Annotated in this window: 22 protein-coding genes; 12 read left to right on the forward strand and 10 right to left on the reverse strand. The window is 59.6% G+C overall.

The window, feature by feature from the left end; translation table 11 throughout:
* The first annotated feature begins 11 nt into the window (after nucleotides 1-11).
* The 5 genes from AB4O09_RS18770 to AB4O09_RS18790 all read left to right on the forward strand — a co-directional run bounded on the left by AB4O09_RS18770 (nucleotide 12) and on the right by AB4O09_RS18790 (nucleotide 5,188).
* Nucleotides 12-1,208, forward strand: coding sequence for a thiolase family protein (locus AB4O09_RS18770; RefSeq protein WP_003200749.1), 1,197 nt, complete (start codon nucleotides 12-14; stop codon nucleotides 1,206-1,208).
* A gap of 10 nt (nucleotides 1,209-1,218) precedes the next feature.
* Nucleotides 1,219-1,659 carry a Zn-ribbon domain-containing OB-fold protein gene (locus AB4O09_RS18775; RefSeq protein WP_003200745.1) on the forward strand — a complete coding sequence of 147 codons (441 nt, stop codon included), beginning with the start codon at nucleotides 1,219-1,221 and terminating at the stop codon, nucleotides 1,657-1,659.
* A gap of 158 nt (nucleotides 1,660-1,817) precedes the next feature.
* On the forward strand, nucleotides 1,818-2,867 hold the full coding sequence (locus AB4O09_RS18780; protein ID WP_003200744.1) for a type III polyketide synthase: 1,050 nt from the start codon (nucleotides 1,818-1,820) through the stop codon (nucleotides 2,865-2,867).
* Between the two features lie 132 nt (nucleotides 2,868-2,999).
* Nucleotides 3,000-4,265, forward strand: a complete 1,266-nt coding sequence (locus tag AB4O09_RS18785; protein WP_053162360.1) for an MFS transporter — start codon at nucleotides 3,000-3,002, stop codon at nucleotides 4,263-4,265.
* The gene (locus AB4O09_RS18790) at nucleotides 4,265-5,188 is read left to right on the forward strand and encodes a fumarylacetoacetate hydrolase (protein WP_114731015.1); all 924 of its coding nucleotides are present in this window, start codon (nucleotides 4,265-4,267) and stop codon (nucleotides 5,186-5,188) included. Before AB4O09_RS18785 ends, AB4O09_RS18790 begins: the two co-directional genes overlap by 1 nt.
* A gap of 114 nt (nucleotides 5,189-5,302) precedes the next feature.
* Here AB4O09_RS18790 and AB4O09_RS18795 read toward each other — a convergent pair whose 3' ends face one another.
* A complete protein-coding gene (locus tag AB4O09_RS18795) occupies nucleotides 5,303-7,264 on the reverse strand; it encodes a methyl-accepting chemotaxis protein (protein ID WP_003200736.1) in 1,962 nt (653 codons plus the stop codon).
* A 172-nt stretch (nucleotides 7,265-7,436) separates the two neighbouring features.
* Between AB4O09_RS18795 and AB4O09_RS18800 the strand changes: the two genes are divergently transcribed.
* The 3 genes from AB4O09_RS18800 to AB4O09_RS18810 are packed head-to-tail and all read left to right on the forward strand — an operon-like array spanning nucleotide 7,437 to nucleotide 10,358.
* The gene (locus AB4O09_RS18800) at nucleotides 7,437-8,330 is read left to right on the forward strand and encodes a MipA/OmpV family protein (protein WP_460053197.1); all 894 of its coding nucleotides are present in this window, start codon (nucleotides 7,437-7,439) and stop codon (nucleotides 8,328-8,330) included.
* A complete protein-coding gene (locus tag AB4O09_RS18805; protein ID WP_003200730.1) occupies nucleotides 8,330-9,016 on the forward strand; it encodes a response regulator transcription factor in 687 nt (228 codons plus the stop codon). Before AB4O09_RS18800 ends, AB4O09_RS18805 begins: the two co-directional genes overlap by 1 nt.
* Before the next feature lie 13 nt (nucleotides 9,017-9,029).
* A complete protein-coding gene (locus AB4O09_RS18810) occupies nucleotides 9,030-10,358 on the forward strand; it encodes a sensor histidine kinase (protein ID WP_363809432.1) in 1,329 nt (442 codons plus the stop codon).
* A 1-nt stretch (nucleotide 10,359) separates the two neighbouring features.
* Here the strand turns inward: AB4O09_RS18810 and AB4O09_RS18815 are convergent, their stop codons facing one another.
* The 3 genes from AB4O09_RS18815 to AB4O09_RS18825 form a co-directional block, all read right to left on the reverse strand.
* On the reverse strand, nucleotides 10,360-10,845 hold the full coding sequence (locus AB4O09_RS18815; RefSeq protein WP_060613763.1) for an ester cyclase: 486 nt from the start codon (nucleotides 10,843-10,845) through the stop codon (nucleotides 10,360-10,362).
* A gap of 64 nt (nucleotides 10,846-10,909) precedes the next feature.
* A complete protein-coding gene (locus tag AB4O09_RS18820) occupies nucleotides 10,910-12,388 on the reverse strand; it encodes an APC family permease (protein ID WP_013693028.1) in 1,479 nt (492 codons plus the stop codon).
* Between the two features lie 86 nt (nucleotides 12,389-12,474).
* A complete protein-coding gene (locus tag AB4O09_RS18825) occupies nucleotides 12,475-13,968 on the reverse strand; it encodes an aldehyde dehydrogenase (RefSeq protein WP_003200724.1) in 1,494 nt (497 codons plus the stop codon).
* Between the two features lie 236 nt (nucleotides 13,969-14,204).
* On the opposite strand from AB4O09_RS18825, the gene AB4O09_RS18830 reads away from it, so the two are divergent.
* Nucleotides 14,205-14,936 (forward strand): FadR/GntR family transcriptional regulator, encoded by a 732-nt coding sequence (locus AB4O09_RS18830; protein ID WP_013693026.1) that lies wholly within the window; start codon nucleotides 14,205-14,207, stop codon nucleotides 14,934-14,936.
* Nucleotides 14,937-15,043: 107 nt separating this feature from the next.
* Nucleotides 15,044-15,787, forward strand: coding sequence for a PDC sensor domain-containing protein (locus AB4O09_RS18835; RefSeq protein ID WP_003200720.1), 744 nt, complete (start codon nucleotides 15,044-15,046; stop codon nucleotides 15,785-15,787).
* Between the two features lie 52 nt (nucleotides 15,788-15,839).
* On the opposite strand, the gene AB4O09_RS18840 is transcribed toward AB4O09_RS18835, so the two are convergent.
* The 5 genes from AB4O09_RS18840 to AB4O09_RS18860 all read right to left on the reverse strand — a co-directional run bounded on the left by AB4O09_RS18840 (nucleotide 15,840) and on the right by AB4O09_RS18860 (nucleotide 22,592).
* On the reverse strand, nucleotides 15,840-17,096 hold the full coding sequence (locus AB4O09_RS18840) for an MFS transporter (RefSeq protein ID WP_460053195.1): 1,257 nt from the start codon (nucleotides 17,094-17,096) through the stop codon (nucleotides 15,840-15,842).
* 255 nt (nucleotides 17,097-17,351) lie between these two features.
* Entirely contained in the window at nucleotides 17,352-18,605 is a 1,254-nt protein-coding gene (locus AB4O09_RS18845; protein WP_003200717.1) for an OprD family porin, read from the reverse strand.
* Between the two features lie 92 nt (nucleotides 18,606-18,697).
* Nucleotides 18,698-20,002 carry a CitMHS family transporter gene (locus AB4O09_RS18850; protein WP_039011617.1) on the reverse strand — a complete coding sequence of 435 codons (1,305 nt, stop codon included), beginning with the start codon at nucleotides 20,000-20,002 and terminating at the stop codon, nucleotides 18,698-18,700.
* A gap of 140 nt (nucleotides 20,003-20,142) precedes the next feature.
* Nucleotides 20,143-21,468, reverse strand: a complete 1,326-nt coding sequence (locus AB4O09_RS18855) for a dicarboxylate/amino acid:cation symporter (RefSeq protein WP_043042599.1) — start codon at nucleotides 21,466-21,468, stop codon at nucleotides 20,143-20,145.
* 41 nt (nucleotides 21,469-21,509) lie between these two features.
* A complete protein-coding gene (locus tag AB4O09_RS18860) occupies nucleotides 21,510-22,592 on the reverse strand; it encodes a 4-oxalomesaconate tautomerase (protein ID WP_043042598.1) in 1,083 nt (360 codons plus the stop codon).
* A 169-nt stretch (nucleotides 22,593-22,761) separates the two neighbouring features.
* Here AB4O09_RS18860 and AB4O09_RS18865 point away from each other — a divergent pair, with 169 nt between their 5' ends.
* The gene (locus AB4O09_RS18865; protein WP_003200706.1) at nucleotides 22,762-23,652 is read left to right on the forward strand and encodes a LysR family transcriptional regulator; all 891 of its coding nucleotides are present in this window, start codon (nucleotides 22,762-22,764) and stop codon (nucleotides 23,650-23,652) included.
* Here the strand turns inward: AB4O09_RS18865 and AB4O09_RS18870 are convergent.
* Entirely contained in the window at nucleotides 23,577-24,863 is a 1,287-nt protein-coding gene (locus tag AB4O09_RS18870) for an MFS transporter (protein ID WP_003200703.1), read from the reverse strand. The genes AB4O09_RS18865 and AB4O09_RS18870 overlap by 76 nt on opposite strands.
* A 125-nt stretch (nucleotides 24,864-24,988) precedes the next feature.
* Between AB4O09_RS18870 and AB4O09_RS18875 the strand changes: the two genes are divergently transcribed.
* Nucleotides 24,989-25,447, forward strand: a complete 459-nt coding sequence (locus tag AB4O09_RS18875; RefSeq protein ID WP_003200700.1) for a winged helix-turn-helix transcriptional regulator — start codon at nucleotides 24,989-24,991, stop codon at nucleotides 25,445-25,447.
* Nucleotides 25,448-25,452: the final 5 nt, after the last annotated feature.

Here is a 25,452-nt window from a genome sequence, read left to right on the forward strand (position 1 = left end):
AGCACTTTTTTATGAGCGCACGACGCGTTGCTATCGTTTCGGCTGCCTATACCCCTAAGCCCGGCAGTTCCAGAGTTCGTCAGACTTTCAAGGAGATGATCGTCGAGTCCGCCTACCAGGCGCTCAACGCCATCAAGATGCACCCCCGCGAACTCCAGGCAGTTGCCTATGGCTACCACGGTGAAGGCATTTCTGAATACGGAGGCCTGGGCCCGACCATTTCCGATGCCCTGGGTATCAGCCCTGCCCCCACGTTCATGAGTACTGCCAACTGCACCAGCAGTTCGGTGTCGTTCCAGATGGCTCACCAAATGGTCGCCTCAGGTGAATACGACATTGTCCTGTGCGGCGGCTTTGAAAAAATGACCGATCACATCAACTACGCCGAGTACATTGGCTCCAGCACTGAATGTGAATACGATTATTTTCTCGGCATCTCACACACAGACGCCTTCGCCCTGGCGACCGCCGAATATTTTGAAAAGTTCGGTTATGCAGGACGCGAGGCGGATGTATTGGCAACGTTTGGGCGGCAGATGCGTATCTATGCCCATAACACCCCCACGGCTACCCGCTATGGCGTGCCGATTCCGTCCCTCGAAGCACTCAAGAGTAGCGAAGCATGTGGCTCGATGTTGGCCTGGGGTGAAGCCAGCGGTTGCGCCATCCTGGTTGCCGAACACCTTGCGCACCGTTACACGACCCAGCCGGTATTTATCCGTGGCTGTGCCTACACCGGCGTATCGCACTATTTCGGCACGCGCTATCACAACCCGACGTTGCAATTTCCAGGGCTGCCAAAAGATGTAGGCATGGCGGTTTCCGCCAACTCGATGGCCTGCGCCGAAATCGCCTACAAAAAAGCCGGCATCACTGCAAAGGATATCGATGTGGCGCAAGTCTACGACTTGCTGGGCGCCGGGTTGATTCAAATGGAATCCATGGGCGCATGTGGTCCAGGCCAGGCAGGCGACTTTGTATTGGAAGGCGGCATAGCCCTTGATGGGCAACTTCCCCTGAACACTGACGGCGGCAACATCGGACGCGGCCACGCCTCCGGTTGCGATGGGATTTTGCACATTACTGAATTGTTCCGACAGCTTCGCGGCGAGTCCAACAACCAAGTCAAAGGCGCCCGTATTGGCGTCTCGCAAAACCTGGGCGGGTACGCCGCGCACAACAGCGTCATTGTGCTTTCCAACGATTAAGGAGCCGACCATGTCCCTTTACCCTGAACAGATTCACCGCATGACCACCGCCAGCATGTTGCGCGAATGGCGCGAGCATGGCGGCAAATACCGTCTCGAAGGCAGCCGCTGCCAGGATTGCGAAGAAATTTTCTTCCCTCGGCGCACCGTCTGCGGCGCGTGCAATTCGTTGAATGTGGAACCGTATCGCTGCTCACGCACCGGCACGATCCAAGTCAGCGCCCATGCCGAGAATCCGATACTGGCGGCCATGGGCTATGGCGAAACCGTGCCCCGCTTCATGGCGATGGTGCGCCTGGACGATGGCCTGGTGATTGCCTCGGAAATCGTTGATGTCACCGATCCCCGGCAAGTCGTCAGCGGTGCGCCTGTGCGCATGGTTATTCGCAAACATGTCCGGGAAAGCAACTTGGCCTGGCAATATGCCTATAAGTTTGTACTGGTGAAATAACAAACCAGGCGCCCGCTACACCCCGCTCTTTCGATAACAACAGTCAAGTTTTTTGGCTCTCCAGCCCGCTGCTTTGATTCTGTCTTTCAGAGTCCTGCTTTGCAGTCATTGCCTTAAATGTGCTTCTAACTTTATTGGCTTCTCGCCGAGGACTTGTCATGTCTACTCTTTGTAAACCCAGTCTGTTGTTTCCGCAATACAAGATCACCCAGCAACAAATGATCGAGCATCTAGAGCAGTTGCATGATGATCATCCACGAATGGCACTTGCCAAACGAATGATTCAAAACACGCAGGTGAACGAACGGCACTTGGTCCTGCCTATCGATGAACTGGCGGTGCACACCGGCTTCACCCACCGCAGTATCGTTTATGAGCGCGAAGCCCGCCGCATGTCGTCCATCGCGGCGCGCCAAGCCATCGAGAATGCCGGGCTGACCATCGATGACATTCGCATGGTCGCGGTGACATCGTGCACCGGTTTCATGATGCCCTCGCTGACAGCCCACTTGATCAATGACCTGGGCCTGCGAACGTCGACCGTACAACTGCCCATCGCTCAACTGGGCTGCGTGGCAGGCGCCGCGGCGATCAATCGAGCCAATGACTTCGCCAGCCGGGCGCCGGACAACCATGTCCTCATCGTCTCCCTGGAGTTCTCATCGCTCTGCTATCAACCCCAGGACACCAAGTTGCACGCGTTCATATCAGCCGCGTTATTCGGCGATGCCGTATCGGCCTGCGTTATGCGCGCCGATGACCAGGCGCCTGGTTTCAAGATCGCCAATACCGGGTCTTACTTCCTGCCTGATAGCGAGCACTACATTAAATACGACGTTAAAGACAGCGGCTTTCATTTCACCTTGGACAAGGCTGTCATGAACTCCATTAAAGATGTCGCACCGATGATGGAGGAATTGAACTACGAGACCTTCAATCAACATTGCGCTCAAAATGACTTTTTCATCTTCCATACCGGCGGACGGAAAATTCTTGATGAACTGGTCCTGCAACTGGACTTGGAACCCGGTCGGGTCGCGCAGTCTCGCGACAGTTTGAGCGAAGCCGGGAACATCGCCAGCGTGGTGGTCTTCGATGTGCTCAAGCGCCAGTTCGACAGCGGGCTTGTCGATGGCGCGACGGGCATGCTGGCGGCCTTCGGCCCCGGCTTCACCGCTGAAATGGCCGTGGGCAAGTGGGTCGCCTGACAGACCCGATAAAACACCGGCACCCAGCCAGGGGCACACCTGTCCCTGGCTGCCGGAGTATGGATCGCAGGCGTTCACCTCGTTCGAGAGGGCTTCGAAAGCACTAGGGAAAGAAGGGGAAGGAACATGGAGATGAAGTATCTGGTCGCTCGACCTTGGGGCGGCTATGAAAGACGCATGATCACGCTTCTGTCGCTGAGCTTCGGGCTGGTAGGACTGGACAGGTTCATTATCATGCCGCTGTTCCCGGTGATCATGCGTGACTTGGCCCTGGACTATCAGGACTTGAGCATGTTGTCGGCCATCCTGGCATTTGCATGGGGAGGTTCTGCCCTGTTCATGGGCGCCGCCATCAGGGTACTGGGCCCCAAGAAGTTGCTGGTGCTGTCGATCACCCTGCTATCGCTTCTGGCCGGCGCGTCTGCATTGATCACCAGCCTGGTGGGCCTGGTGCTCTTGCGCGCCTTGATGGGCGTCTGCGAAGGTGCCTTCACTCCAGTCAGTATCATCGTCACCGACGAAGTTTCGCAGCCTTGCCGGCGCGGACTCAATCTAGGCATTCAACAGGCCTTGTTCCCCATCATTGGCCTGTGCCTCGGACCGCTGCTGGCGGGTGTCTTGCTGGAATTGTTCGGATCCTGGCGCGCCGTATTCGCCATCATTTCGTTACCCGGCCTGTTAGTGGCCTGGTACCTCTATAGAACCTACCAACCGACCCAGGCGCCCAGCGCGGTGTCGATTGCACACACCTCCAAAAGTCAGTGGAGGACGGCCCTGTCCAGCGGGAATGTACGGCTCAATATTGCCTTGATGCTTTGCATTCTGACGTGCCAGTTCGTTCTGTGCGCCCTGCTCCCCAGCTACCTGACAGACATCCTGCACCTGAGCAATTTCTCCATGGCCATGATCATTTCTGCAATTGGCCTGGGTGGTTTTTTTGGCCAACTGGTCATTCCCGGCTTGTCCGACCAACTGGGTCGCAAGCCAGTGGTTTCCATCTGCTTCATGATCAGCGCGCTGCTGGTGGGTTTATTGATCATCAGCCCACCGCTGCCCTGGCTACTGTTCCTTCAATTATTTTTCTTGTCCTTCATCAACTTCAGCCTGATCTGCATGACGGTCGGTCCACTGACCAGCGAATCAGTGCCGCCCAGTCTATTGGCCACCGCGACGGGCCTGGTGGTGGGCTGCGGAGAGATTCTTGGAGGCGGCGTCGCGCCTGTCGTCGCTGGCTACATCGCCATGACGTGGGGGCTTACCGCGATTCTGTTCCTGGCACTGGCCGGAAGTATCACGGGGGGCTTGCTGTCCTTACGGCTCAAAGAGACAAACCCGGCTTTCAACGGACTCAAGGACTACGTCCCTCTGTCCGCACGCTTGACCCTGGAGGATAAGTGATGACCCATTATGTAATGTTGCTGGACTCTCCAGTGCCGCGAGGAGGTCTTGGCGTATTTGACTTCAAGTCCGGGCAAAGCCGGGAGGTGCGCCCACCCCAGGGAAATCTTTATGAAGCCCTGGCCCATTGCGCGGATCGGAATATGGATTGGGAGTCCTATCTCAAGGACCTGCCGTCCACACCCTACCCGCTTACGCCTGCGGCGGTGAAATACCGACCGCCGCTCAAGCCCGATAACAACTTATTGGTCCAGATCAGCGAAATCACCCTCTGTACCGCCAAGACAGAACAAGCCTGGTATTACAAAGGTAACGGCCGACTGCTCAAGACCGACGGCGACCCTTTGCAGGTGCCTTATCATTCACAAAGCATCAGTAGCGAGCCGTGCATTGTCTGCCTCTATTGGGTCGACCCGTTTGGCGGGCTGCGCTTCATTGGTTTTACCCTGGGCAACGATATTCACGATCATGTATTGCACAGTCGTGACGCCATTTCTTCAACGCATGCGCACTTGCGTACCTGTGCGATTGCCCCGGCATTGATCGTGGGGGAATTGCAGGCTGACTTGGCCATCAATGTCCAGATAGAACGCGACGGCCAACCCTTGACGGCAAGTCACCACCGGATGAGTTTGCATCGCTGGCAGAGTTTGCGCCGATACTCGGAAGAGTTCCTGGAGAAACATGAGCAGTTTCTCGAGCCTGGGCTGGTTCATTACGTGTTTCACAGCTTGAGCCATCGCACCGCGAATGTGCCGCTCCAACACGGTGACTGGCTCAGCATTGACTGCCCCGAGCTGGAATTGGCCATGAGCAATCAAATCGTCGAAGAGGAATTGGTTTCGCTGGTGCCCTTGCCTGCGCGACGCGCACCTGACCATGGCTGTATTGACCGGCCCCTGCCCGTACCGAAAAAGTTCTGATCCCGAAACGTATGGAACAAATCCGGGCCTTTTCGTTAAAGGCCCGGGCTACGTTGGCTGAAGCATCATCACGACGACACTGTTCTACCACACCGTCACAAATACCGCGGCAACCTAAGCCACCTTGAAGCGACTGACCAACTGTTGCTGGTACTCGGCCAGGCGCGCGAGTTCCTGGCTGGTGATTGCCGTCTGCTCGGCACCGGCGCTCACCTGGATTACCAGATCATTGATCTCGTTCACATTGCGATTGATGTCCTCGGACACCGCGCTCTGCTCTTCAGCAGCGGAGGCGATCTGAATGTTGCGGTCGCTGATCGTCGCCACGCCTTCGGCGATCTCCACCAACAACTCGCCCGCTCGCTCGACTTTGCTCGCGCCATCCTGGGCCTTGCCCAAGGTCTGCTGCATGGACAGGGCCGCACGATCGGAGCCGGCCTGCAGGTTGCTGATCATCTGTTGAATGTTGCCCGTGGACTCTTGGGTCTTTTGCGCCAGGGTGCGCACCTCGGACGCGACCACTGCAAACCCGCGACCATGGTCACCAGCTCGCGCCGCTTCGATGGCCGCATTGAGCGCAAGCAGATTGGTCTGTTCGGCAATGCCGCGAATCACGTCGAGCACCGAGGAAATGGCGTCGCTTTCCAGCTTGAGATCACCAATGATCCCCGCGGTCTCTTCGGCTTGCGCGGACAATTGGCGAATCAAGCCGATGGTACTTTCGATCTCCACCCGACCTTGAGCCGTACTGATATTGACCTGTTGCGACATGTGCGCAGCGTCGTTGGTACTTTGCGCCACCTCGCGCACCGTGGCGCTCATCTGATTGATCGCGGTGGCCACCAGCTCAGTGCCTTGGCGCTGCTGCTCGACACTCTCACTGGTCTGGACCGTCACCGTGGAAGACTCTTGCGCCGCGGTTGCCACTTGCGCCGTGGCATTGCCGATTTCCTGCACGACCCCGCTGATCTCTTGCGCCATGCGGTTGAGGTTTCGCGAGATCTGGCCGAACTCATCCCGGCCGTCATAGGTGGCCCTGGCAGTGAGATCACGCTGGGCCAAGTCATTCAGGACGCGGTTCACATCGCGCACCGCCGAATCGATCATGCGGATGATCACATACGACAGCACCGTCACCGCAAGCAATGCCACGACGACCGCGCCAATGGTCAGCCACAATGCACGGTTTGCTTCATCGCGCTCATGTGTCGCCAGGCGACTGACGCTTTCACCCAGGGCTTGTTCCACCTGGCTCATCATGTCGATGCGTTGAGTGGAGAGTTCAAACCAGGCCTCGGGCTTGATGCCCAGCGGCTGCCCCAATGGCACCTCGAATGCCAGGCGTTGCAACTTGTCGACTGCAACCGCAGCGGGTTTCAGCATTTGATCAGTCAGTTGTTGAAGTAATCCTGGCTGGGCCTTGCGACGGAACCCGTCGGAATAAGCGGAGAACTCGCCGAGATTGCGGCTAAAGCGTGACAATAACGTCTCATCGAAATGGTCCTGGCTGAACACCAGACCGAGTACCACCCGTTCACGTCCGGCCCGCTCTTTCATCTCGATAAACTGATTAAGGGCACCGAGCGCATGGACAATGGTGGCGTTGTTGATCGTTGCTTCCAGAGAGTGGGTGTAACCCATGAGCGTTTGAATGATCTCGGTATAACGAACACCCGACTCGGTGCTGCTAATACTCAACTTATCAACTTGCCCGCGAATGGTGGGCAACGCGTCCAATGCCCGCAGGACATTGTCCAATTGCGTGCTTCCCGACGCAGACAACCGGCGCACCACCTCGACCGAGGTATTGGCATCCTGGCGCGCCTGGGACATCCGTTCACCCATGGACTTGCCGCCACTGCCCAGGAAGACCCCACTGGCTCCGCGCTCGCGCTGCAATACGGTAATCAGTTGACTCAACTTCTGCGCCGTGGCGCTGGCAGTCACCGTGGTGTTCATATCGCGTAGTGTCTTGTAGTTATCCACTACAAAGACCCCGGCCAAGGTGAGAAACCCCAATAAGGGAAGTAGCAGTATCAATAAAAGTTTCAGACGCAGCGGTGCATTCCTGAGCATTTCCGTTCAAGCCTCATTTCATACTGAATTAGTGATGCGTGAACTTATTGTAAAACCGCTGTTATACACGCTGATCCTGAACGATCTTAACGCAATACCAAATGGCCATCACGCCTGATATTGCACTGCTTGGCACTTATATCCACCCGGGGGGCTGGAATTTGTATTTGCCTTGATCAAGATCAAGCATTCGACAAATAACGGTAAGTATTCGGTAAGAGAAAGTTCTCGACGATGGGCGTGCATTCATCCTGTCCTGTTGGAGAACTCAATGCCTTTGCGCTTAGCCGTTTCGACAATCCCGAGTGTGTTCCTGCTCGCCGTGGCCATTTCAGCAATGGCCGCACAGGCGGCCGAGTCTGATAACGCCGAACCGTCTTCGTCCTGGGGACTGGGGGTCGGCGCATTAAGCAGCCAGCAGCCCTATACCGGCATCGATCGTGACAACAAGGCGATACCGCTGATCTACTTCGAGAACGAATACCTATGGGTGTTCGGCCCAAACGCCGAGGTCAAGCTGTCACAACTCGAGATCGGCGACACCCAGCAAATCGATTTCAGCCTCATGGGCCAGTACGACTTCAGTGGCTACGACGCTGACGACGCGCGGGTCTTCGATGGCATGAGCGACCGCAAAAGCAGCTTCTGGGCGGGGGCCAAAGTGGAGTGGCACACCGGTCCGGTGGACGTGCGCGCCGAGTGGCTGTCGGAGGTGTCGGGCAACAGCAAGGGGCAGCGCTTCAACGTGGGCCTGGAGCGGACCTGGCGGGTCGGCGAACACATCACGCTCACACCCCAAGTCACGGCGATGTGGCAGGACAAAAAATACGTCGATTATTATTTTGGCGTGCGCGACAGTGAGGCCCGCATCGATCGTGCGGCCTATGATGGCAAGTCTGCCCTCAATACCGAATTTGGCGTCCGGGGAAACTACATGTTCGATAAACACCACGCCCTGTTCCTCGATATCAAAGCGACGAGCCTCGCCAGTGAGATCAAGGACAGCCCGCTGGTAGACAGCTCTACCGAAAACAGCGCGCTGTTCGGCTACCTGTACCGCTTCTGATGAGCCGAATTCTGCTGGTCGAGGACCACGAACGATTGGCGCACCTGGTCTGCACAGGCCTGGCGAATGCGGGGATCGCCGTCGATGTGATCAACCGCATGGATGGCGCGTGGTCGGCCATCCAGCGTGTGCCCTACCAGGCGCTGATCCTCGATCGCGGGTTGCCGGACGGCGACGGGCTCGTCCTGTTGAAGCGTCTGCGCAGCGCCGGGCTAGGCATCCCGTGCCTGGTGCTCACGGCGCGGGATGCCCTGCATGATCGGGTACAGGGGCTCGATGCCGGCGCGGATGACTATCTGCCCAAGCCCTTTGCCATGGATGAAATGGTCGCGCGCGTGCGAGCGTTGCTGCGACGCCCCGTGGACTGTCGCCCACTGGCGCCCAGCCATGGCGACCTGAGCCTGCAACCCGACACCGGCAGCATGTGGTGTGCCAATGAAAGCATTGCCCTGGCGCCAGCGGAAATGCAGATCATGTTGCTGCTGTTGCGCAAACCTGGGGAGATCGTCCGCCGTCAGACGATAGAGGCAGCAGGCTGGGGCTTGAGCGAGGCGGTCACGCCGAACGCCCTGGACGTGGCCCTTCACCGTATCCGCCGCAAGCTGCTTGCCATCGGTTCCCGCCAACGCATTGTCAACTTGCGAGGTCTTGGTTATGCGCTGCGCCAGGTCGACGTGGCTGAGTAGCCTCAGATTCAAAGTGTTGCTGGCCTATATTGCTGGCGTGGCGCTGAGCATCCTGCTGATCGTATTGACGGCGCTGGCCCTGGTCACCTCCCAGAGCGACATCCTGCTGGTCATGAACATGGCCGAACGCACCCAGGAGCTGGCGGAGAAACTCCAGTTCGATCCTGCCGGCCGCCCGGTCGGATTCGATCGCAGCGAGGCCGATCGAATCTGGACCTATGAAAGCATGCCGCAAGACATCGGATACCGCGTGCTGGACGCCTCGGCAAACGTGGTCCTGACGTCCACCGAAGCAACCTTCTGGCCTGCAAGCACCGCGGTGCGTCCTTCAGAGCACGAACCGTTCAAGTTCGAGCTCCAGGGCATCCTGATGTATGGCGCCACCGCGCCGGTCGAACACGACGGCAAGACCTGGTTCCTGCAACTTGCCGTCAGCGAACGGCTGATGGACCTCTTCCATGGTGCATTCGCGTTGCCATTCATGGGCGCCGGTATCGTCCTGTTCAGCCTGGTGCTGCTCTTCGTCTTTGCCGCCTGTGCCTATATCACCCTGGGCTATACGCTCAGACCCTTGCGCGAGGTGTCCGAGTCGGCCGCGGCCATTTCGCCTCGTTCCCTGCATTCACGCTTGCAGGTCACCAGCGTACCGTCCGAAGTCGTGCCACTGGTGGACAGTTTCAATCGGGTCCTCCAGCGCCTGGAACATGGCTACCGGACCCAACAGGAGTTTCTAGCAACCGCGGCCCACGAGCTCAAGACACCGCTGGCGCTGATACGCGCGCAAATCGAATTGATGGAGGACAGCCACGATCGCAACGCGTTGCTCAACGATGTCGCTCACATGACCCGTCAAGTCCAGCAACTGCTGCTCCTGACCGAAGCCAGTGAGGCCCGGAACTACCAGTTTGCCGAGGTCGAACTGGCCGATGTCGCGAGGGAAGCCAGCAACTATTTGCAGCGCATGGCCGAAGCCGCAGACGTGCGCTTGGTGCTGGCGCAGAACGCTGCCTCTGCTGACCCATGGCAGGCGGATCGCAGCGCCCTCTTCACCTTGTTGAAGAACCTGCTGGAAAACGCCATCCAACACGCCCCTCGGGGCACAGAGGTTCGAGTGGACGTCGGCGAGGATAGCCTGAGCGTACGAGACTGGGGCCCCGGGGTGGATCGGGAGCAACTGCCAAACCTGTTCATTCGCTTCTGGCGCGGGGCCCATCGCCGCGACCATGGCGCCGGCCTGGGCTTGACGATCTGCCAGGAAATCGCCCAGGCCCATGGCTGGACGCTCTCGGCCAGGAGAGCCGAGCCTGGTTTGTTGCTACAGCTCTCACGGCGGGAACATTGATCTACCGGCCGAGCTGCTTGTTGAAACCCAGGGCGTCATAGTAGTCGTGCTGCGTGATAATCTTGCCCTCCTTGAGCCGGATGAAACTCACCCCCTTGAAGCTAAGGGGGCGCTGGGTGGCCGGCGTCTCGGTGCTCCAAGGCCCGGTATTGTGTCCCTTGAATTCCCATTCGAAGGCAATGCTTTCACCGTTGACGATCGGCTCGCCCAGCATCGTCCATTGCAGATCCGGCACTGCGTGCATGAACACTTCGATCACCTGGGTCTTGGCATTTTCCCGGCCGACCTGCGGTGTCCCCACCGAGGCGTCGAGGAACTCGCCGTCCTCGGTGAAGTACTTCGCCGCAGCCTCCGCATCGCGAGCGTTCCAAGCTTTCATATAGTCATGGATCACACCCAGGGTATCGTTTTGACTGGCTGCCAGAACCCCATGGCTGGCCAGAATCAGGAGCAACCCAAACAGCATCGAATGGATTCGAGACGTCATAGCGTTCACCCTTTTATCATCAGAGGATTTGCCTGCCGCGCCCGGCGGCAGGCCGTCATGTCGCTTAGGTTTTTTTCCAGGCATCGGAAGCCGGGGCGGTACCTTTCTCGTAGGGGCGAAACAGGACCATGTAGACGAGGCCGACGAAGATCACGATGGCGCCAACCAACACGATGCCGTAGTTCACATACCACGGCGCGTCTGGCATACGCGGCCAGGACATATTGACGATGGCGAACAAGCCATAGCAGAGCGCAGCGATGTTCACCGGCCAGCCCCAACGTCCCAAGGTGAACTGGCCATTGGGTGTCCAGCCCCGGAGACGGGCGTACATCACACCCCCGACGATCATCTGGAATGCCAGGTAGATACCGATGGCGGCAAAACTCACCACCAGCGCGATGGCGTTCTGAAGATAGAAACCGACACACACGATGATCGCCGGCAGCACCCCGCAGACCATCAGGGCGGCGGTCGGCACATGGGTGGCCGGGGAGATTTTCTTCAGCACGCCACTGCCCATGAGCATCTCGTCTCGGGCGTAGGCATACAACAAGCGGCTGGCGGATGCCTGCAAGCTCAGCACACAGGAAACGAACGAAACCGTGATCACCGCCATGACCACCCGCGACATGACCGGACCGAACGCCGCGCCGAATATCGTGGCCATGGGGTCCTTGTCCTGGCCGGAAACAACGGCGGCAATATCAGGCACGGCCAGGATCAAGGCCAGGGCGGCAAAGATCGACGCGGCACCGCCGATCCAGATCGTCATTCGCATGGCCTTGGGGACTTGGCGGCTGGGATTGGGCGTTTCCTCGGCCACATCGCCGCACGCTTCAAAACCGTAGTAAAGGAACATCCCGGCCAGTGATGCGGCCAGGAAGGCCGGCCAGTACTCCCCATCGATGGAGATATCGAACGTGTCGAACAACACGCTCAAGGGCTGGTGGCGCTCAAAAATCAGCAAATAGCCGCCGATCAACAACGCCCCGACCAGCTCACACAGAAAGCCGAACATAGCCACCCGCGCCAGCAGCTTGGTGCCGCTCAGGTTCAAGACCGTCGCAGTAGCGGTCAGGACCAGCGCGACCAAGGTATTGGTGACCGGCGACGGCTCGAAACCCAGCAGGTTGGCAATGTAGGGACCGGCGCCCAGAGCTACGGCAGCAATGGTCACGCACAGGGAGATGGCGTAGATCCAGCCGACCATCCAGGCCCACTTTTTCCCCACCAGGCGACGGGCCCACGGATAGACACCGCCGGAGATGGGATATTGGGACACCACTTCGCAAAAAATCAGGCACACCAGCATTTGCCCGAACCCCACCAGCAGGTAGGACCAGAACATGGGCGGCCCGCCCGTTGCCAGGCACAGGCCGAACAATGTGTAGACGCCGACTACCGGTGATAGGTAGGTGAACCCGAGGGCAAAGTTCTGCCACAGGCTCATGCTACGTTCGAAACTCGAGGTGTACCCGAGGGCACGGAGTTGCTCCGCGTCCTGGTCCACGGCTGCCGTGGAGCTTATTGAGCTGTTCATTGCGCCATCCTTCAAAAAGGAATTCGTTGAGTAAGCGTCAAGCAGGCAGAACCATTCCACCCGTAACGTGGTTCACCAGAAATGCCTCAGAGCTGTATCCAGGTGGCCTTGATCTCGGTGTATTTATCGAAGGCATGCAGGGATTTGTCGCGGCCATTACCGGACTGCTTGTAGCCACCGAACGGCGCCATCATGTCGCCGCCGTCATACAGGTTGACCCAGACACTTCCGGCGCGAAGTGCGCGGGCCATGGTGTGGGCGCGCGACAGATTGGCCGTCCAGACGGCTGCAGCCAGCCCGTAAGGCGTGTCGTTGGCGATGCGCACCGCATCCTCGGCTTCGTCGAATTCGATCACCGACAGCACTGGGCCGAAAATCTCTTCCCGGGCAATTGTCATCGAGTTGCTGACATTGTCGAACAGTGTCGGCTCCACGTAGCTGCCGCCGGTTTCCTCCAATGCCACGCGCCCTCCCAGCAACAACTGGGCGCCTTGATCCTGTCCTTGCCGAATGTGTTGCAACACCCCTTCCAGGTGGCGCGCGTCCACCAGCGCACCGACATTGGTGTCGGGATCCAGCGGATGGCCTGGCTTCCAGCCTTTTAAAGCCTCGACCACCATCGGCACGAAGTGCGCCTTGATGGAAGCCTGGACGAGCAAACGTGAACCGGCGGTGCACACCTCGCCCTGGTTGAAAGCAATGGCGGCCGCTGCCGCTTCGGCGGCTGCCTGTAGATCTGGGGCATCTGCGAAGACAATGTTCGGACTCTTCCCCCCCGCCTCCAGCCAAACCCGCTTCATGTTCGACTCGCCCGCATACACGAGAAGTTGCTTGGCCACTCGGGTGGAACCGGTAAACGCCAGCGCATCAACGTCACCGTGCAAGGCCAGGGCCTTGCCCACCGTGTGTCCATGGCCTGGCAGCACATTGAGCACACCGACCGGCAACCCTGCTTCCAGGGCAAGCTGTGCGATACGAATAGCCGTCAGCGGCGAACGCTCTGAAGGCTTGAGAATCACCGAGTTGCCGGTCGCCAATGCCGGCCCCAATTTCCACGAAGCCATCATCAACGGGAAATTCCACGGCACGATGGCAGCGACCACCCCGACCGGCTCCCGCGTCACCAGCCCGAGCTGATCTACCGCCGTCGCGGCCACCTCATCGTAGATCTTGTCGATGGCCTCCCCGCACCAGCGAATGCTATCGATGGCGCCAGGCAGGTCGACCGCCAGCGAGTCGGCGATCGGTTTGCCCATGTCCAGCGTTTCCAGCAGTGCCAGCTCTTCGGCGTGAGACTGCAAGAGGTCGGAAAAACGCAGCATGACCGCCTTGCGCATTGCCGGTGCCTGACGCGACCAAACGCCGGAGTCGAATGCCGCCCGGGCGCTGGTCACGGCCAGCTCGGCGTCCGCGGCATCGCAACTTGCAACCAGGCCCAACAATCGCCCGTCCACAGGACTCACGCATTCAAAGGTAGCGCCTGAACTGGCAGGCCTGTATCGCCCGTCGATAAAGGCACGGCCCTCGATGTCCAGCGCCTTGGCTCTGGCTTCCCACTCTGCTCGGGTCAAGTGACTCATGATTGAAGTGCTCCTGGGTTCGGATGAATGCGATCTCGGCTCGCTTAAACATATGGAACCATATCTTTTAGTTCATGAGAACCCCAGGAAAACCAAATTCAGCCAGGTTTTTTTGACTTAAACGCCTTTTCATCCCTAGAATTCCGCGCCAGTGGCCCCTGAAAATCCCTTTGAACTATGAAATAGAATTTTTTTGAGTCCAGGCGTCGACGACGCCGCCAATGAATGAAACGACCATGAGCCCTACATCAAGCCTCATACGCCTCAGTCAGGAAGGGAAAACGGAATCCGTCACCCGCCGCCTGGTTGAAATGATTGACCTGGGGTTGCTGGTCGAAGGTGAACAGCTCCCCAGCGAAAGTACCCTGGCCACCCAACTCGGCGTCGCCACGGTCACCCTGCGCGATGCGTTGGCTGCCTTGCGAGAGCGCGGGGTCATCGAAACCCGGCGTGGACGCAACGGCGGCAGCTTTATCTGCGCCGCCCCACAAACCACCGATCAGGCGTTGTTCGATCAATTGCGTGAAATGAGCACGCTTGAATTGCGTGACCTGGCCGACGAGCACGCAGCCATTTCAGGCGCCGCCGCCCGCTTGGCAGCCCAACGCGCCGGCCCTGAGCAACATGCGCGGCTGGGTGGCTACATCGATGCGCTGGCCAAGGCACAAGAACGTCTGGAGCGCCGACGTGCCGACGCCAGGTTCCACATCGAAATTGCCGTGGCGTCGCAGTCGGTACGGCTGACCCACAGCGAGGCCCGCTTGCAGGCGGAACTGGGGGAGTTGTTATGGTTGCCATTTGATGAGCAACCGGATCCCCAAGTGATCGAGCGGGAACACCGGGCGATTCTGGAGGCCATCATTGCGAACGATGCCAATCTGGCGGGGGCACTGGCCGAAGCCCATGTTGCTCGCGGCGTCCGGCGTTTGACCGCCATACGCTTGCAGCAGATGGCGCAAGATGCCTGATGACTGGAACAGAACTTGCTCAACAACTGACTCCAAACACCGCCCGACAGCCTGTCCGTGTCGCCAGCAAACACCGCACTGTCCCTTCCGAGGCATGAGTTAGAGCCATGGATAACGAAATTTCAGCAAATGGGTTATCCCAATGCGCAACGTTGATCAACGCTTCCATTGGTAACGTCTTCAAGGGTCTCAACGACCTGGGCGCCCAGGTATCGAGCATTTGGGAACGGCAACGGTGCAAGACCAGGCGCCCCAATCAACGCGACCTCAAGCCATTGTTGGGTGGCGTCCGGCAGATCCTTGACTCCGAGAGTCTCAAGTTTCATGGCGCTGGCGTGGTTTTCGCCCCTGGTGAGCTGGAAGATTGCGAGATGCACCTGCAGTGGTGGTGCCGGACCCAGAACGAACAAGTCCAGCCTTTGCAGCTGAATCTCGATAGCCGCAGCGATCGTTTCTACGATTACCTGCACATGCCTTGGTACACCCGTCCGCAGCAGACTCGCCAGCCCTCCATAGACGGGCCTTTTGTCGACTTGTATGGCACCGAGCAGTACATCGTTGCCTTCTCCGTGCCGATTTTTTTCGATGATCGCTTCATTGGCGTTGCCGCCGCCGACATCTCCCTGCACTCGTTGGAACCCTTGCTCGTGCGCAGCCTGATGAGAGTCAGCAATGAAGCGCTGTTGCTCAATGCCGAAGGTCGAGTATTGGCAGCTAATACGGCGAGCTGGTTGGCCGGTGATTTGATACGAGGCGTGCTGAACCAGGACATGGACCAAGGGCGCGTTTTGAGCCTCATCGACACCTCGTCCTATTGGAGCGTCGTGGAACGGCCGGTACCCAGGCTCTGATTGCCGGTCGCCATCGCGAGCAAGCTCGCTCACACATAGGTGATACGCAGGCTCAAGCGACCCCGCCGTCAGCGACCGTAAGCGTGCCGGGCTGTGGGGCGCGGCTGTGCATGAAAGTTTCGGGCATCGCCAGCAACAGACCAAATGCCAACGCAGCAATCGCCGCCAGGGTCAGGAACGCCGCGCTGTAGCCAGCCCCCTGCACCACAAAGCCGGCCAGGCTGTTACTCAACGCCGCGCCGAACCCGAACACCGTCGACAGCACCCCGAGGCTGACGTTGAAACGCCCGGTGCCCTGGGTCAGGTCCTTGACCACCAGTGGAAACAGCGCGCCAAACAGCCCGGCACCGATCCCATCGAGCAACTGCACCGCCACCAACCAATAGGGGTCATCCGAGAGCACGTACAACACCCCTCGAATGGGCAGGATCAGGAAGCCGGCCAGCAACAACGGCTTGCGTCCCCAGGCATCGGCCTTGACGCCGACCAGCCACGCCATGGGCACCATGACCAGTTGCGCCGCGACGATACAAGTCGACGTCAGCGGCGTGGCCAGGTGGGCATTGGCCTGGGCGAGCTTCTGGCTGACCAGCGGGAGCATCGCCGCGTTCGCCAGGTGAAACAGCCCGCAGCAAATGGCGAACAACAGCAGCGTGCGGTTATCCAGCAACACGCGCAGCGCCGAGGGCGTCGGGCCCTGCACCGACTGACCGGCCTCCAGGCCCCGGGCCACGTCATGGTCGATGGCCTCGGCGGACACGCAACTGACCGCCACGATGCTGGCCAATGCCATCGCGGCCATCAGGTAGAACACCGCAATGGGACCGAACAGCCAGGCGAACCCACCCGCCAGCAGCGCTGCGCAGGCATTGCCCGCGTGGTTGAATGTCTCGTTGCGCCCAGTACGCCGCGTAAAGGCCCGGGCGCCGGTAATGCCCAGGGAGATGGCCGCAATGGCCGGCGCGAAGACCGACGCCGCCACGGCGCCGAGCGCCTGGGTCAGCGCCACCAGGCCGAAGGAAGACGTGAACGGTAGCACCAGGCAACCCAGCGTCACCATCAAGGCAGCCACGGCCACCACGGCACGTTTGCTGCGCACCCGGTCGATCAGCGCTCCGGCGGGCGCCTGGGCGACGAGCCCGGCCATAGCGGCCACCGTCATCACCACGCCAATGCTGGCAGGGTCCCAGCGATGCACCGCCAGCAGGTAGATCGCCAGGTAAGGACCCAGCCCATCGCGTACATCCGCGAGGAAAAAATTCAGGCCATCCAGGGAAAGCTTGTTACGTCGGTCTCGGTTGCGATCCATAGCGGCCTCGACGGGCATTGCCCCAAAGAAAATTGCCGCCATGATGTCGCAAAGAATCGAACCGGGCCACCGTGATGAGCGCGGGCCCCTTTCCCTGTGGGAGCGAGCTTGCTCGCGATGGCGGACCATCAGCCAACGATGATGCTGGATCTGACACCGTCATCGCGAGCAAGCTCGCTCCCACATGGGTTGTTGGGTTGGATGCATGCCCTGGGGGCACGCTACGCCAAGGCACCGGCCGTCGCGCACGGCGTCCTACCAAAGCGCGATGTCATAGGTGAAATAGATCCGGTTGCTGTCACGGCCACGGGAAAAGTCCGAGCGATAGACGTAGTTGCGCAACTTCACCCCCAGCCCCTTGAACGTACCCTGCTGCACCACGTAGGCGATCTCTGCGTCACGCTCCCACTCTTTGACGGTGGTATTGGACTTGCCGTCGTTGCCGCTCAGGTAGCGGGTGGAAAATGTCAGGCCGGGCACACCGAGGCGAGCGAAGTCGTAGCCATAACCGAGCATCCAGGTCTTCTCGTCTTCCTCGATGAACTTGCCGATCCCGACGTTGCTGAAGGAGTACACCGTGGCGCCGCTGACATAAGGCAGGCCCGCCTCGCCGCTGAGGGTTTGATAGCCGGCGCTCAGTGTATGGCCGACAACGGCGTAGGACAGCGATCCGCTGAGCATGTCGTTGTCGATCTTGCCACCGTAGGCCGAACCCGAATCGACGCTGTTGAAGTAGCGCAGGTCGCTGGTCAATACCCCAGCGCCCAAGGGCAGATCATGCTGGATGCCGGCAAAATTCTGTCGATAGAAATTCTCCAGCTCGCCATAGAAGTAGCTCAGGCGGATGTTTTTGCCCAACTTGTAGTCGGCACCGGCATAGCTGAAGTCACCGGACTTATCGCCGCCGTAGCCATCGGGCACGATGGGCATGCTGTCGCTCGAATCGCGCAGCTTGAAACGCTCCAGATACCCGCCGGTGATGGTGAGGTTGTCGATGTCAGTGCTGCTGATCTGGGTGCCCTGGTAAGTCTGGGGCAACAGCCGCGCATCGTTGTAGACCAGCACCGGAGTCTTGGGCAGCAACGTGCCGTATTTGAGCGTGGTCTTGGCCACCCTGGCCTTGGCGGTCATCCCTGCGCTGGCAAACTCGTCGGCGGCGCGACCGTCGTCATGCACCGGTAGCAGGCCGGTGCCGCTGCGACCACGCCCGGAGTCGAGCTTGACCCCGAGCAGGCCCAGGGCGTCGACCCCGAAGCCGATGGTGCCCGGCGTAAAGCCTGACTGGTAATCCAGCAGGAAGCCCTGGGCCCATTCGGTGCGCTCACTCTTGGCGGTCCTCGCCGCCCGTGCGCTCATCCCGTGCTCGTCGCGAAAATTTTCGTTGAAGTAGACGTTGCGCAATTGCAGCTTGAGTTTGCTGTCGTCGATGAAACCTTCGGCACTGGCCGAGGCCAGAGGCAACAGCCCAAGGATTGGAAACAAAGCCCCGCGGGTAAGCAAAGTGGTCATGTCGAGCTACTCGTTGTTGTTATTTGGCGTGCAAGCCAGCGCACACCCGCTTGCGCAGGCGTGTCAGGCAAAAAGCTAAGGTGTCGGGTGAATCAGGAAAACAGCGTCAGCGCCCCGGTCAGCAGCGCCAGTGCAGTAATCACCAGGGACGTGAGCACCGCCCATTTGACGGTGGCTTTCTGGAAGTCGCCAAGGTCGCGGTCAACCATGCCCACCAGCAACAAGGTCGAGGCCACCAGCGGGCTCATCAAGTGCACCGGCTGGCCGAGAATGGACGCCCGGGCAATTTCCACCGGATCGATGCCATAGGCGGCAGCGGCATTGGCCAGGATCGGCACGACACCGAAGTAGTAGGCATCGTTGGACAATACGAAGGTCAGCGGCATGCTGGTAATCGCCACCACCAGCGGGAACAGATGGCCCCAGGAAGGCGGAATCCAGTCGACCAGGGTTTGTGCCAGGGCATCGACCATTTTCGTCCCGGAAAAAATCCCGGCGAAGATGCCCGCGGCGAACACCAGCAGGACCACGGTCATGGCGTTGCCCGAGTGGGCGAGAATGCGCTCCTTCTGAATGTCCAACTGCGGATAGTTGATCATCAGCGCCAGGACGAAACCGATCAGGAACAGGATCGCCGAGTGCATGAGCCCCATCACCAGCGCAACCATCACCGCAACCACCAGCAGCAGGTTGACGTAGGCCAGCTTCGGACGCTTGTGCGGCGTATTCTCGATGATCGCGTTGATGTAGCAGTCACCGCCACCGCTTTGCAGCTGGACGTTGCCGATGCGCCTGCGCTCGGCACGACCTAGCAGGAACGCCGTGAACACCACCCACATCGCACCGCCGATCATGGTCGGCAGCAAGGGCACGAAGTACTCACCGGCATCCAGGCCCAATGCCGCGATCGCGCGGGTCGCCGGGCCGCCCCAAGGGGTCATGCCGCTCATGATGCTCAAGGAGAGCATGGAAACAGTCGCCAGGATCATCGGATTCATGCCGATGCGTTTGTACAGCGGCAGCATCGCGGCACAGGTGATCATGTAAGTCGTCGTGCCGTCACCGTCCAGCGCCACCAACAGCGACAGCAGCGCAGTGCCCACGGCGATCTTCATCGGGTCGCCATTGACCCGCTTGAGGATTTTGCGGATCAACGGGTCGAACAGACCGGCGTCGATCATCAGGCCGAAAAACAGGATCGCGAACAACAACAGTGCCGCCGACGGCGCGACCATTTTCAGGCCGTCCAACATCATCTTGCCGGTGGTCCCGCCAAAGCCGCCGAGCACGGCAAAGACGATGGGCACCACCGTCAGGGCGACGATCGGTGACAACCGTTTGGTCATTATCAGGAAGGTAAAGACCACCACCATGGCCAAGCCAAGTAAAGCGAGCATATGTCAGTTCTCTTGTTGTTATGAGTAGCTTGGCTGACATTCAGGCGCACGCCCCCCAACCCGCCAGGCAACACGCAAAAGTGTGCCTGGCGCAGGTAGTGAGTGAGCTGATGTGGTGCCGTCGAGTCAGCCGCGAGCGGCTAGATGTGTTTGGCGACCTTCGTGTCGTCCCAGGCTGAGTCCGTTGCCGGGGTCTGCGTCAGGGCGGGTTTGCCATCCAGGGTCCGCAACAGGACTTCGCGGTCGCAGGCATTCTCCGAAAGGGAGATCACCACGGTCGCAACGGCGTTGCTCGCCAGGCTGGTCAACGCCCGCGCTTCGGACATGAACCGGTCGATCCCGATCAACAGGGCCAGGCCCGCCAGGGGAATGTCGTGGATGACCGTCAAGGTCGAGGCCAGGGCGACAAACCCGCTGCCGGTCACACCCGCGGCCCCCTTTGACGACAGCAGCATGATCGCCAGCATGCTGATGACCTGGGTCAGCGTCAGGTCGATGTTGCAGGCCTGGGCAATGAAGATCGCCGCCAGCGACAGGTAGATCGCCGTGCCGTCGAGGTTGAACGAGTAACCTGTCGGCAGCACCAGCCCCACGACGCCTTTCTTGCAACCCAGGGCCTGGAGTTTTTCCAACATTCGCGGCATCACCGGTTCGGTCGAGGACGTCCCCAGTACCACCAGGAATTCTTCACGCAGATAACGCAGCAGCTTCCAGAGGCTGAAGCCATGTGCGCGGCAGATGCTGCCCAACACCACGAAGACGAAGAAGGCACAGGCGATATACAAGGTCATGATCAGCTTGGCCAGCGAGCCCAGCGACGTGATCCCGTACTGCCCCACCGTGAAGGCCAAGGCCCCGAAAGCGCCGATCGGAGCGAAACGCATCAGGTAGGAGAAAATCTTGAAGACCATGTGCGAAGCTGATTCCAGGACCTCCAGCACCGGCTTGCCGCGCTCACCCAAGGACGACAGGGCAAAACCGCAGAGCACCGCGATAAACAGCACCGGCAACACCTCGCCTTTATTGAAGGCGCCGATAAAGGTGTCGGGAATGATGTGCATGAAGAAGTCCACCACGCTCAGTTTCGCGGCGGATTCGGTGTACTGCGACAATCCTTGGGTGCTCAACTGCGTCGGATCGATGTTCATGCCCGCGCCGGGCTTGAACAGGTAGACCGACACCAGGCCGATGATCAGGCTGATCACCGTCAGCGCCAGGAACAACAGCATGGTCTTGCTCAACAAACGCCCCAGCGAGCGCTTGTCGCTCATGCCGGCGATGCCGGTGACAATGGTGCAGAACACCACCGGCGCGATCATCATCTTGATCAGCTTGATGAAGGCATCACCCAGCGGCTTCAGGGCAATTGCCTGTTGCGACCAGAAGTGCCCGACGACCACGCCCAGCAGCACGGCGCAGATGATCTGGAAGTAGAGCGATTTAACAACTTTCATGGCATCACCCATTTTTAGAATTGTTCTGATGCAAAAGACCCTGGCTGCCTGGGCTATCCGGCCAGCCGCTGGGACGCCGTGGCGTAGACGTAACCTGAGAAAAGCCGGCGCGCGGTACGTACTACCGAAGCCTGAATGGTCTCACCCTTTTCACCGGTGTAGGACAGTACGACATCAATGCCGCCGCTTGGGTGCTCAATCCGAACCTGTTGCAAGCGCGGCTCGCTGACGATGCCAAGCAACTGTGCGACGACGCTGTCTTCGGTCACACACGCAGTGGCCAAGCCGATGGAACCGGTGATCGCCAGGGCGCGGTGACAGTTGTGCGGCATGAAATAACGCACCTGGACCGTCCCGCCAGACTTGGCCGGAGACACCAGCACCGGTTTGGGAATGACCTTGTCACTGACATCACCCAAGCCCATGGCCAGGCCGGCTTTCAGGCGCAGGGACTCCAGGCGCTGCAGGAAAGCTTTATCGGCGTCCAGCTCAGCGGGGCTTTCATCGCCGCGCTTGCCAAGCTGACTGGCTTGAACGATCACCATCGGCATCGCCATGTCGATGCAGGTCACCGGGATGCCGTCGATCAGGTCCTGGGGTTGTCCAGTGGGAAAGAGTTTCCCTGTCTTGCTGCCCGCCGCATCGAGAAAGGTCAGTTGCACCGGAGCCGCTGTGCCAGGCACGCCATCAATGGCGGTGTCGCCTTCATAGCGGACTTTGCCTTCTGGGGTTTGCACTTCGGAATTCACGAAAGTCCCGGTATTGAGGTTGCGAATACGCACCCGGGTCAGGTCGCCGGAAGGCTTGACCAGTCCCTGCTCGATAGCGAACGGGCCGACGGCGCAGAGCATGTTGCCGCAGTTGGGGGCGGTATCGACCCGACGCTGGGAAACCATGACCTGGACGAACAAATAATCGACATCCGCATCAGGGTGCAGCGATGGGCTGACGATCGCCACTTTGCTGGTTTGTGGACTGCCGCCACCGATGCCGTCGATTTCCAACTCATGGCCCGAGCCCATCAGGTTGAGCAGCAGCTCGTCACGTTCGGCGATGGCGACCGGCAGATCCCAGGCGAGAAATACCGGGCCTTTGGACGTACCGCCGCGCATTAGCACACAAGGAATTCGCTGCATGTTCACTAACTCTTGTTGATCAATCTGGATAATTGATGCTCTGGAAACAAGAGTGGCAGGGTTTGAAAAGTGTTTCCAATGCAAAGATCAGAGCGATTATTGCGTTTCACAAATGAATTGCTTTACGCTAATTATCATCGCGCACGGCCCTTCCTCGGTGAGGTAGCACATGGAATATGAACTCCAGGACATACGATCTTTCGTGAAAATCGCCGAACTCGGCAGTTTCCACGAAGCCGCTGACGCACTGCATCTGTCGCAACCAGCCTTGAGCCGACGGATGAAAAAACTCGAGGAAGGCCTGGGAACCGCTTTACTCGATCGCACCACCCGCAAGGTCAGCCTGACGAGCGTCGGCCGTGATTTCCTGCCCAAGGCGCGGCGCCTGCTGGATGATTTCGACGACTCGATTCTCAACATCCGCGAGCTGGCGGAGCGGCAGATCGGCCGGGTAACTTTGGCCTGCATTCCCACGGCAGCGTTTTATTTCCTGCCTTCGGTGATCCGCCTCTACAACGAGCGCTACCCGAAAATCCGCATCCGCCTGCTCGACCTCAGCGCCAACGAAGGGCTCGAAGCGGTTCTGCGCGGCGAAGCCGACTTCGGCATCAACATGATGAGCGGCCAGCACCCGGACATCGAGTTCGTGCCCCTGGTCAACGAACCCTTTGTGCTGGCCTGCCGGCGCGATCATGAATTGGCTGAACGCAGTGCGGTTACCTGGTCGGAACTCAGTGATTATCGGCTGATCGGTGTTGGTCGCCTGAGCGGCAACCGCATGCTGCTGGACCACGCACTGTCGGGCCTGAGCTGGCGCCCGCAATGGTTTTACGAAGTGCAGCACCTGTCCACGTCGCTGGGATTGGTCGAGGCTGGCCTCGGCGTGTCGGCGATGCCCAGCCTGGCGATGCCGGCCGGGGATCATCCAACGCTGGTCAGCGTGCCGCTGATCGAGCCGGTGGTAAACCGCTCGCTGGGCCTGGTCTACCGCCGGGGCGCATCGCTCTCCCCGGCTGCGGAGAAGTTCGTCTCGATCCTGCTTGAGCAGTGGCCGCAATGAAGCGAGAGCCTCCACACTGCCAACGCGGCGAGGCTGATCAAGGCGCCTAGCAGGCTGACCGCCATCCAGCCCCACAGCGCATAAACCTGGGTCGCGGCCGCCGCGCCCAGCGCGCTGCCCGCCGAGTAGAAACACATGTACGCGCCGACCATGCGACTTTGCGCGTCGGGCCGTGCTGCGAAGATCAAGCTCTGGTTGGTGACATGCACGGCTTGCACCGCGAAGTCGAGCAACACCACGCCGCACACCAGTGCGATCAGGGAGGTTTCGGTAAACGTGATAGGCAGCCAGGAGAGCGTCAGGAGCCCCAGCGACCAGCCGGTAACGCGTTGTCCAAAGCCTTGATCGGCCCAGCGACCGGCCCTTCTGGCTGCCAGGGCCCCGGCGACGCCAGCCAGGCCAAACAGGCCGATGGCCGTATGTGAAAGCGACAGCGGCGCGGCGCTCAACGGCAGCACCATGGCGGTCCATAACACCGAAAACGCGGCAAAGATCAGCAAGGCCAGCAGCCCCCTGATCCGTAGCACCGGCTCGGTCATGAACAGCTTGAACAGCGACCGGATGAGCGCCAGGTAAGGCTGCCGGTCAGGTGACGACACGGCGGCAGGCACCACTGCCCAGAACACTGCCGCGATGGTCAGCATCAATCCCGCGGAAACGAAATAAACCCCGCGCCAGCCCGCCAGATCGGCAATCACTCCAGAGGTAAACCGCGCCAGGAGAATACCCAGGACCACGCCGCTGGTGACGGTTCCCACGGCCTGCCCCCGTTGGGAGGGCGTAGACAGCACGGCGGCATAGGCCACCAGCACTTGGACAACCACCGCCAGCAAGCCCATCACGATCATGGCCCCCAGCAAAGCCAACCAATGCTGGGCGGCACCGACGACCGCCAGCACAAGCGCGGACAACACCAATTGCGCGAAAACCAGGCGTTTACGGTTGACCCTGTCCCCCAGCGGGACGATGAACAGCAACCCCAGCGCGTAACCCACCTGAGTGGCCGTCACCACCACCCCGATAAATCCTGACGCGACGCCCAGGCTCTCGGCCATCGAGGCGAGCAAGGGCTGGGCGAAGTAGACATTGGCGACGGCCAGTGCGCAGGTCACGGAAAACAATAACGTGAGCGCCGGCGAAAGCCCGGCACATTGGTCGTCACTCAAATTTCCCGAAGGCTGCTGGGTGCAACAATCGACATCTGCTGTCATGCACGTCTCCTTGACGCTAAACTGGTTTCAATTGAAAACCTGACTGGATTGTTGCCTGATCAGGTTTCGATTTGCAACCACAGACATCGACCGGACTTGCGATGCTTTTTCAGGAGGTCAATACAATGGAAAACGCTTCACCGCAAAACAGCGAATGCCCGGTAGCCAGGACACTGGACGTGATTGGCGATCGCTGGTCGCTCATGATCATTCGTGATGCATTCGACGACATTCGCCGCTTCAGCGAATTTCAGAAGAGCCTGGGCGTGGCCAAGAACATTCTGGCTTCGCGACTCAAGGCGTTGGTCGAGGTCGGGGTGTTCGACGTTCGACCCGCATCCGATGGAAGCGCCTACAAGGAATACGTCCTGACAGAGAAAGGCCGAGAGATCTTTCCGGTCGTGGTCAGCCTGCGACAGTGGGGTGAACGCTTCCTGTTCGAGCCGGGAGAAACGCGTTCCGTGCTGTTGGACAACACGTCCGGACAGGCCCTCATGCCGATGGATGTTCGATCCTCAAGCGGTCAGAAACTCGGACCGGCCGATTGCCACAGGGTGAGGCTCATTGCCGACAACCCGACGTGAGATTG

It is taken from the genome of Pseudomonas sp. H1_F01, assembly GCF_054681425.1.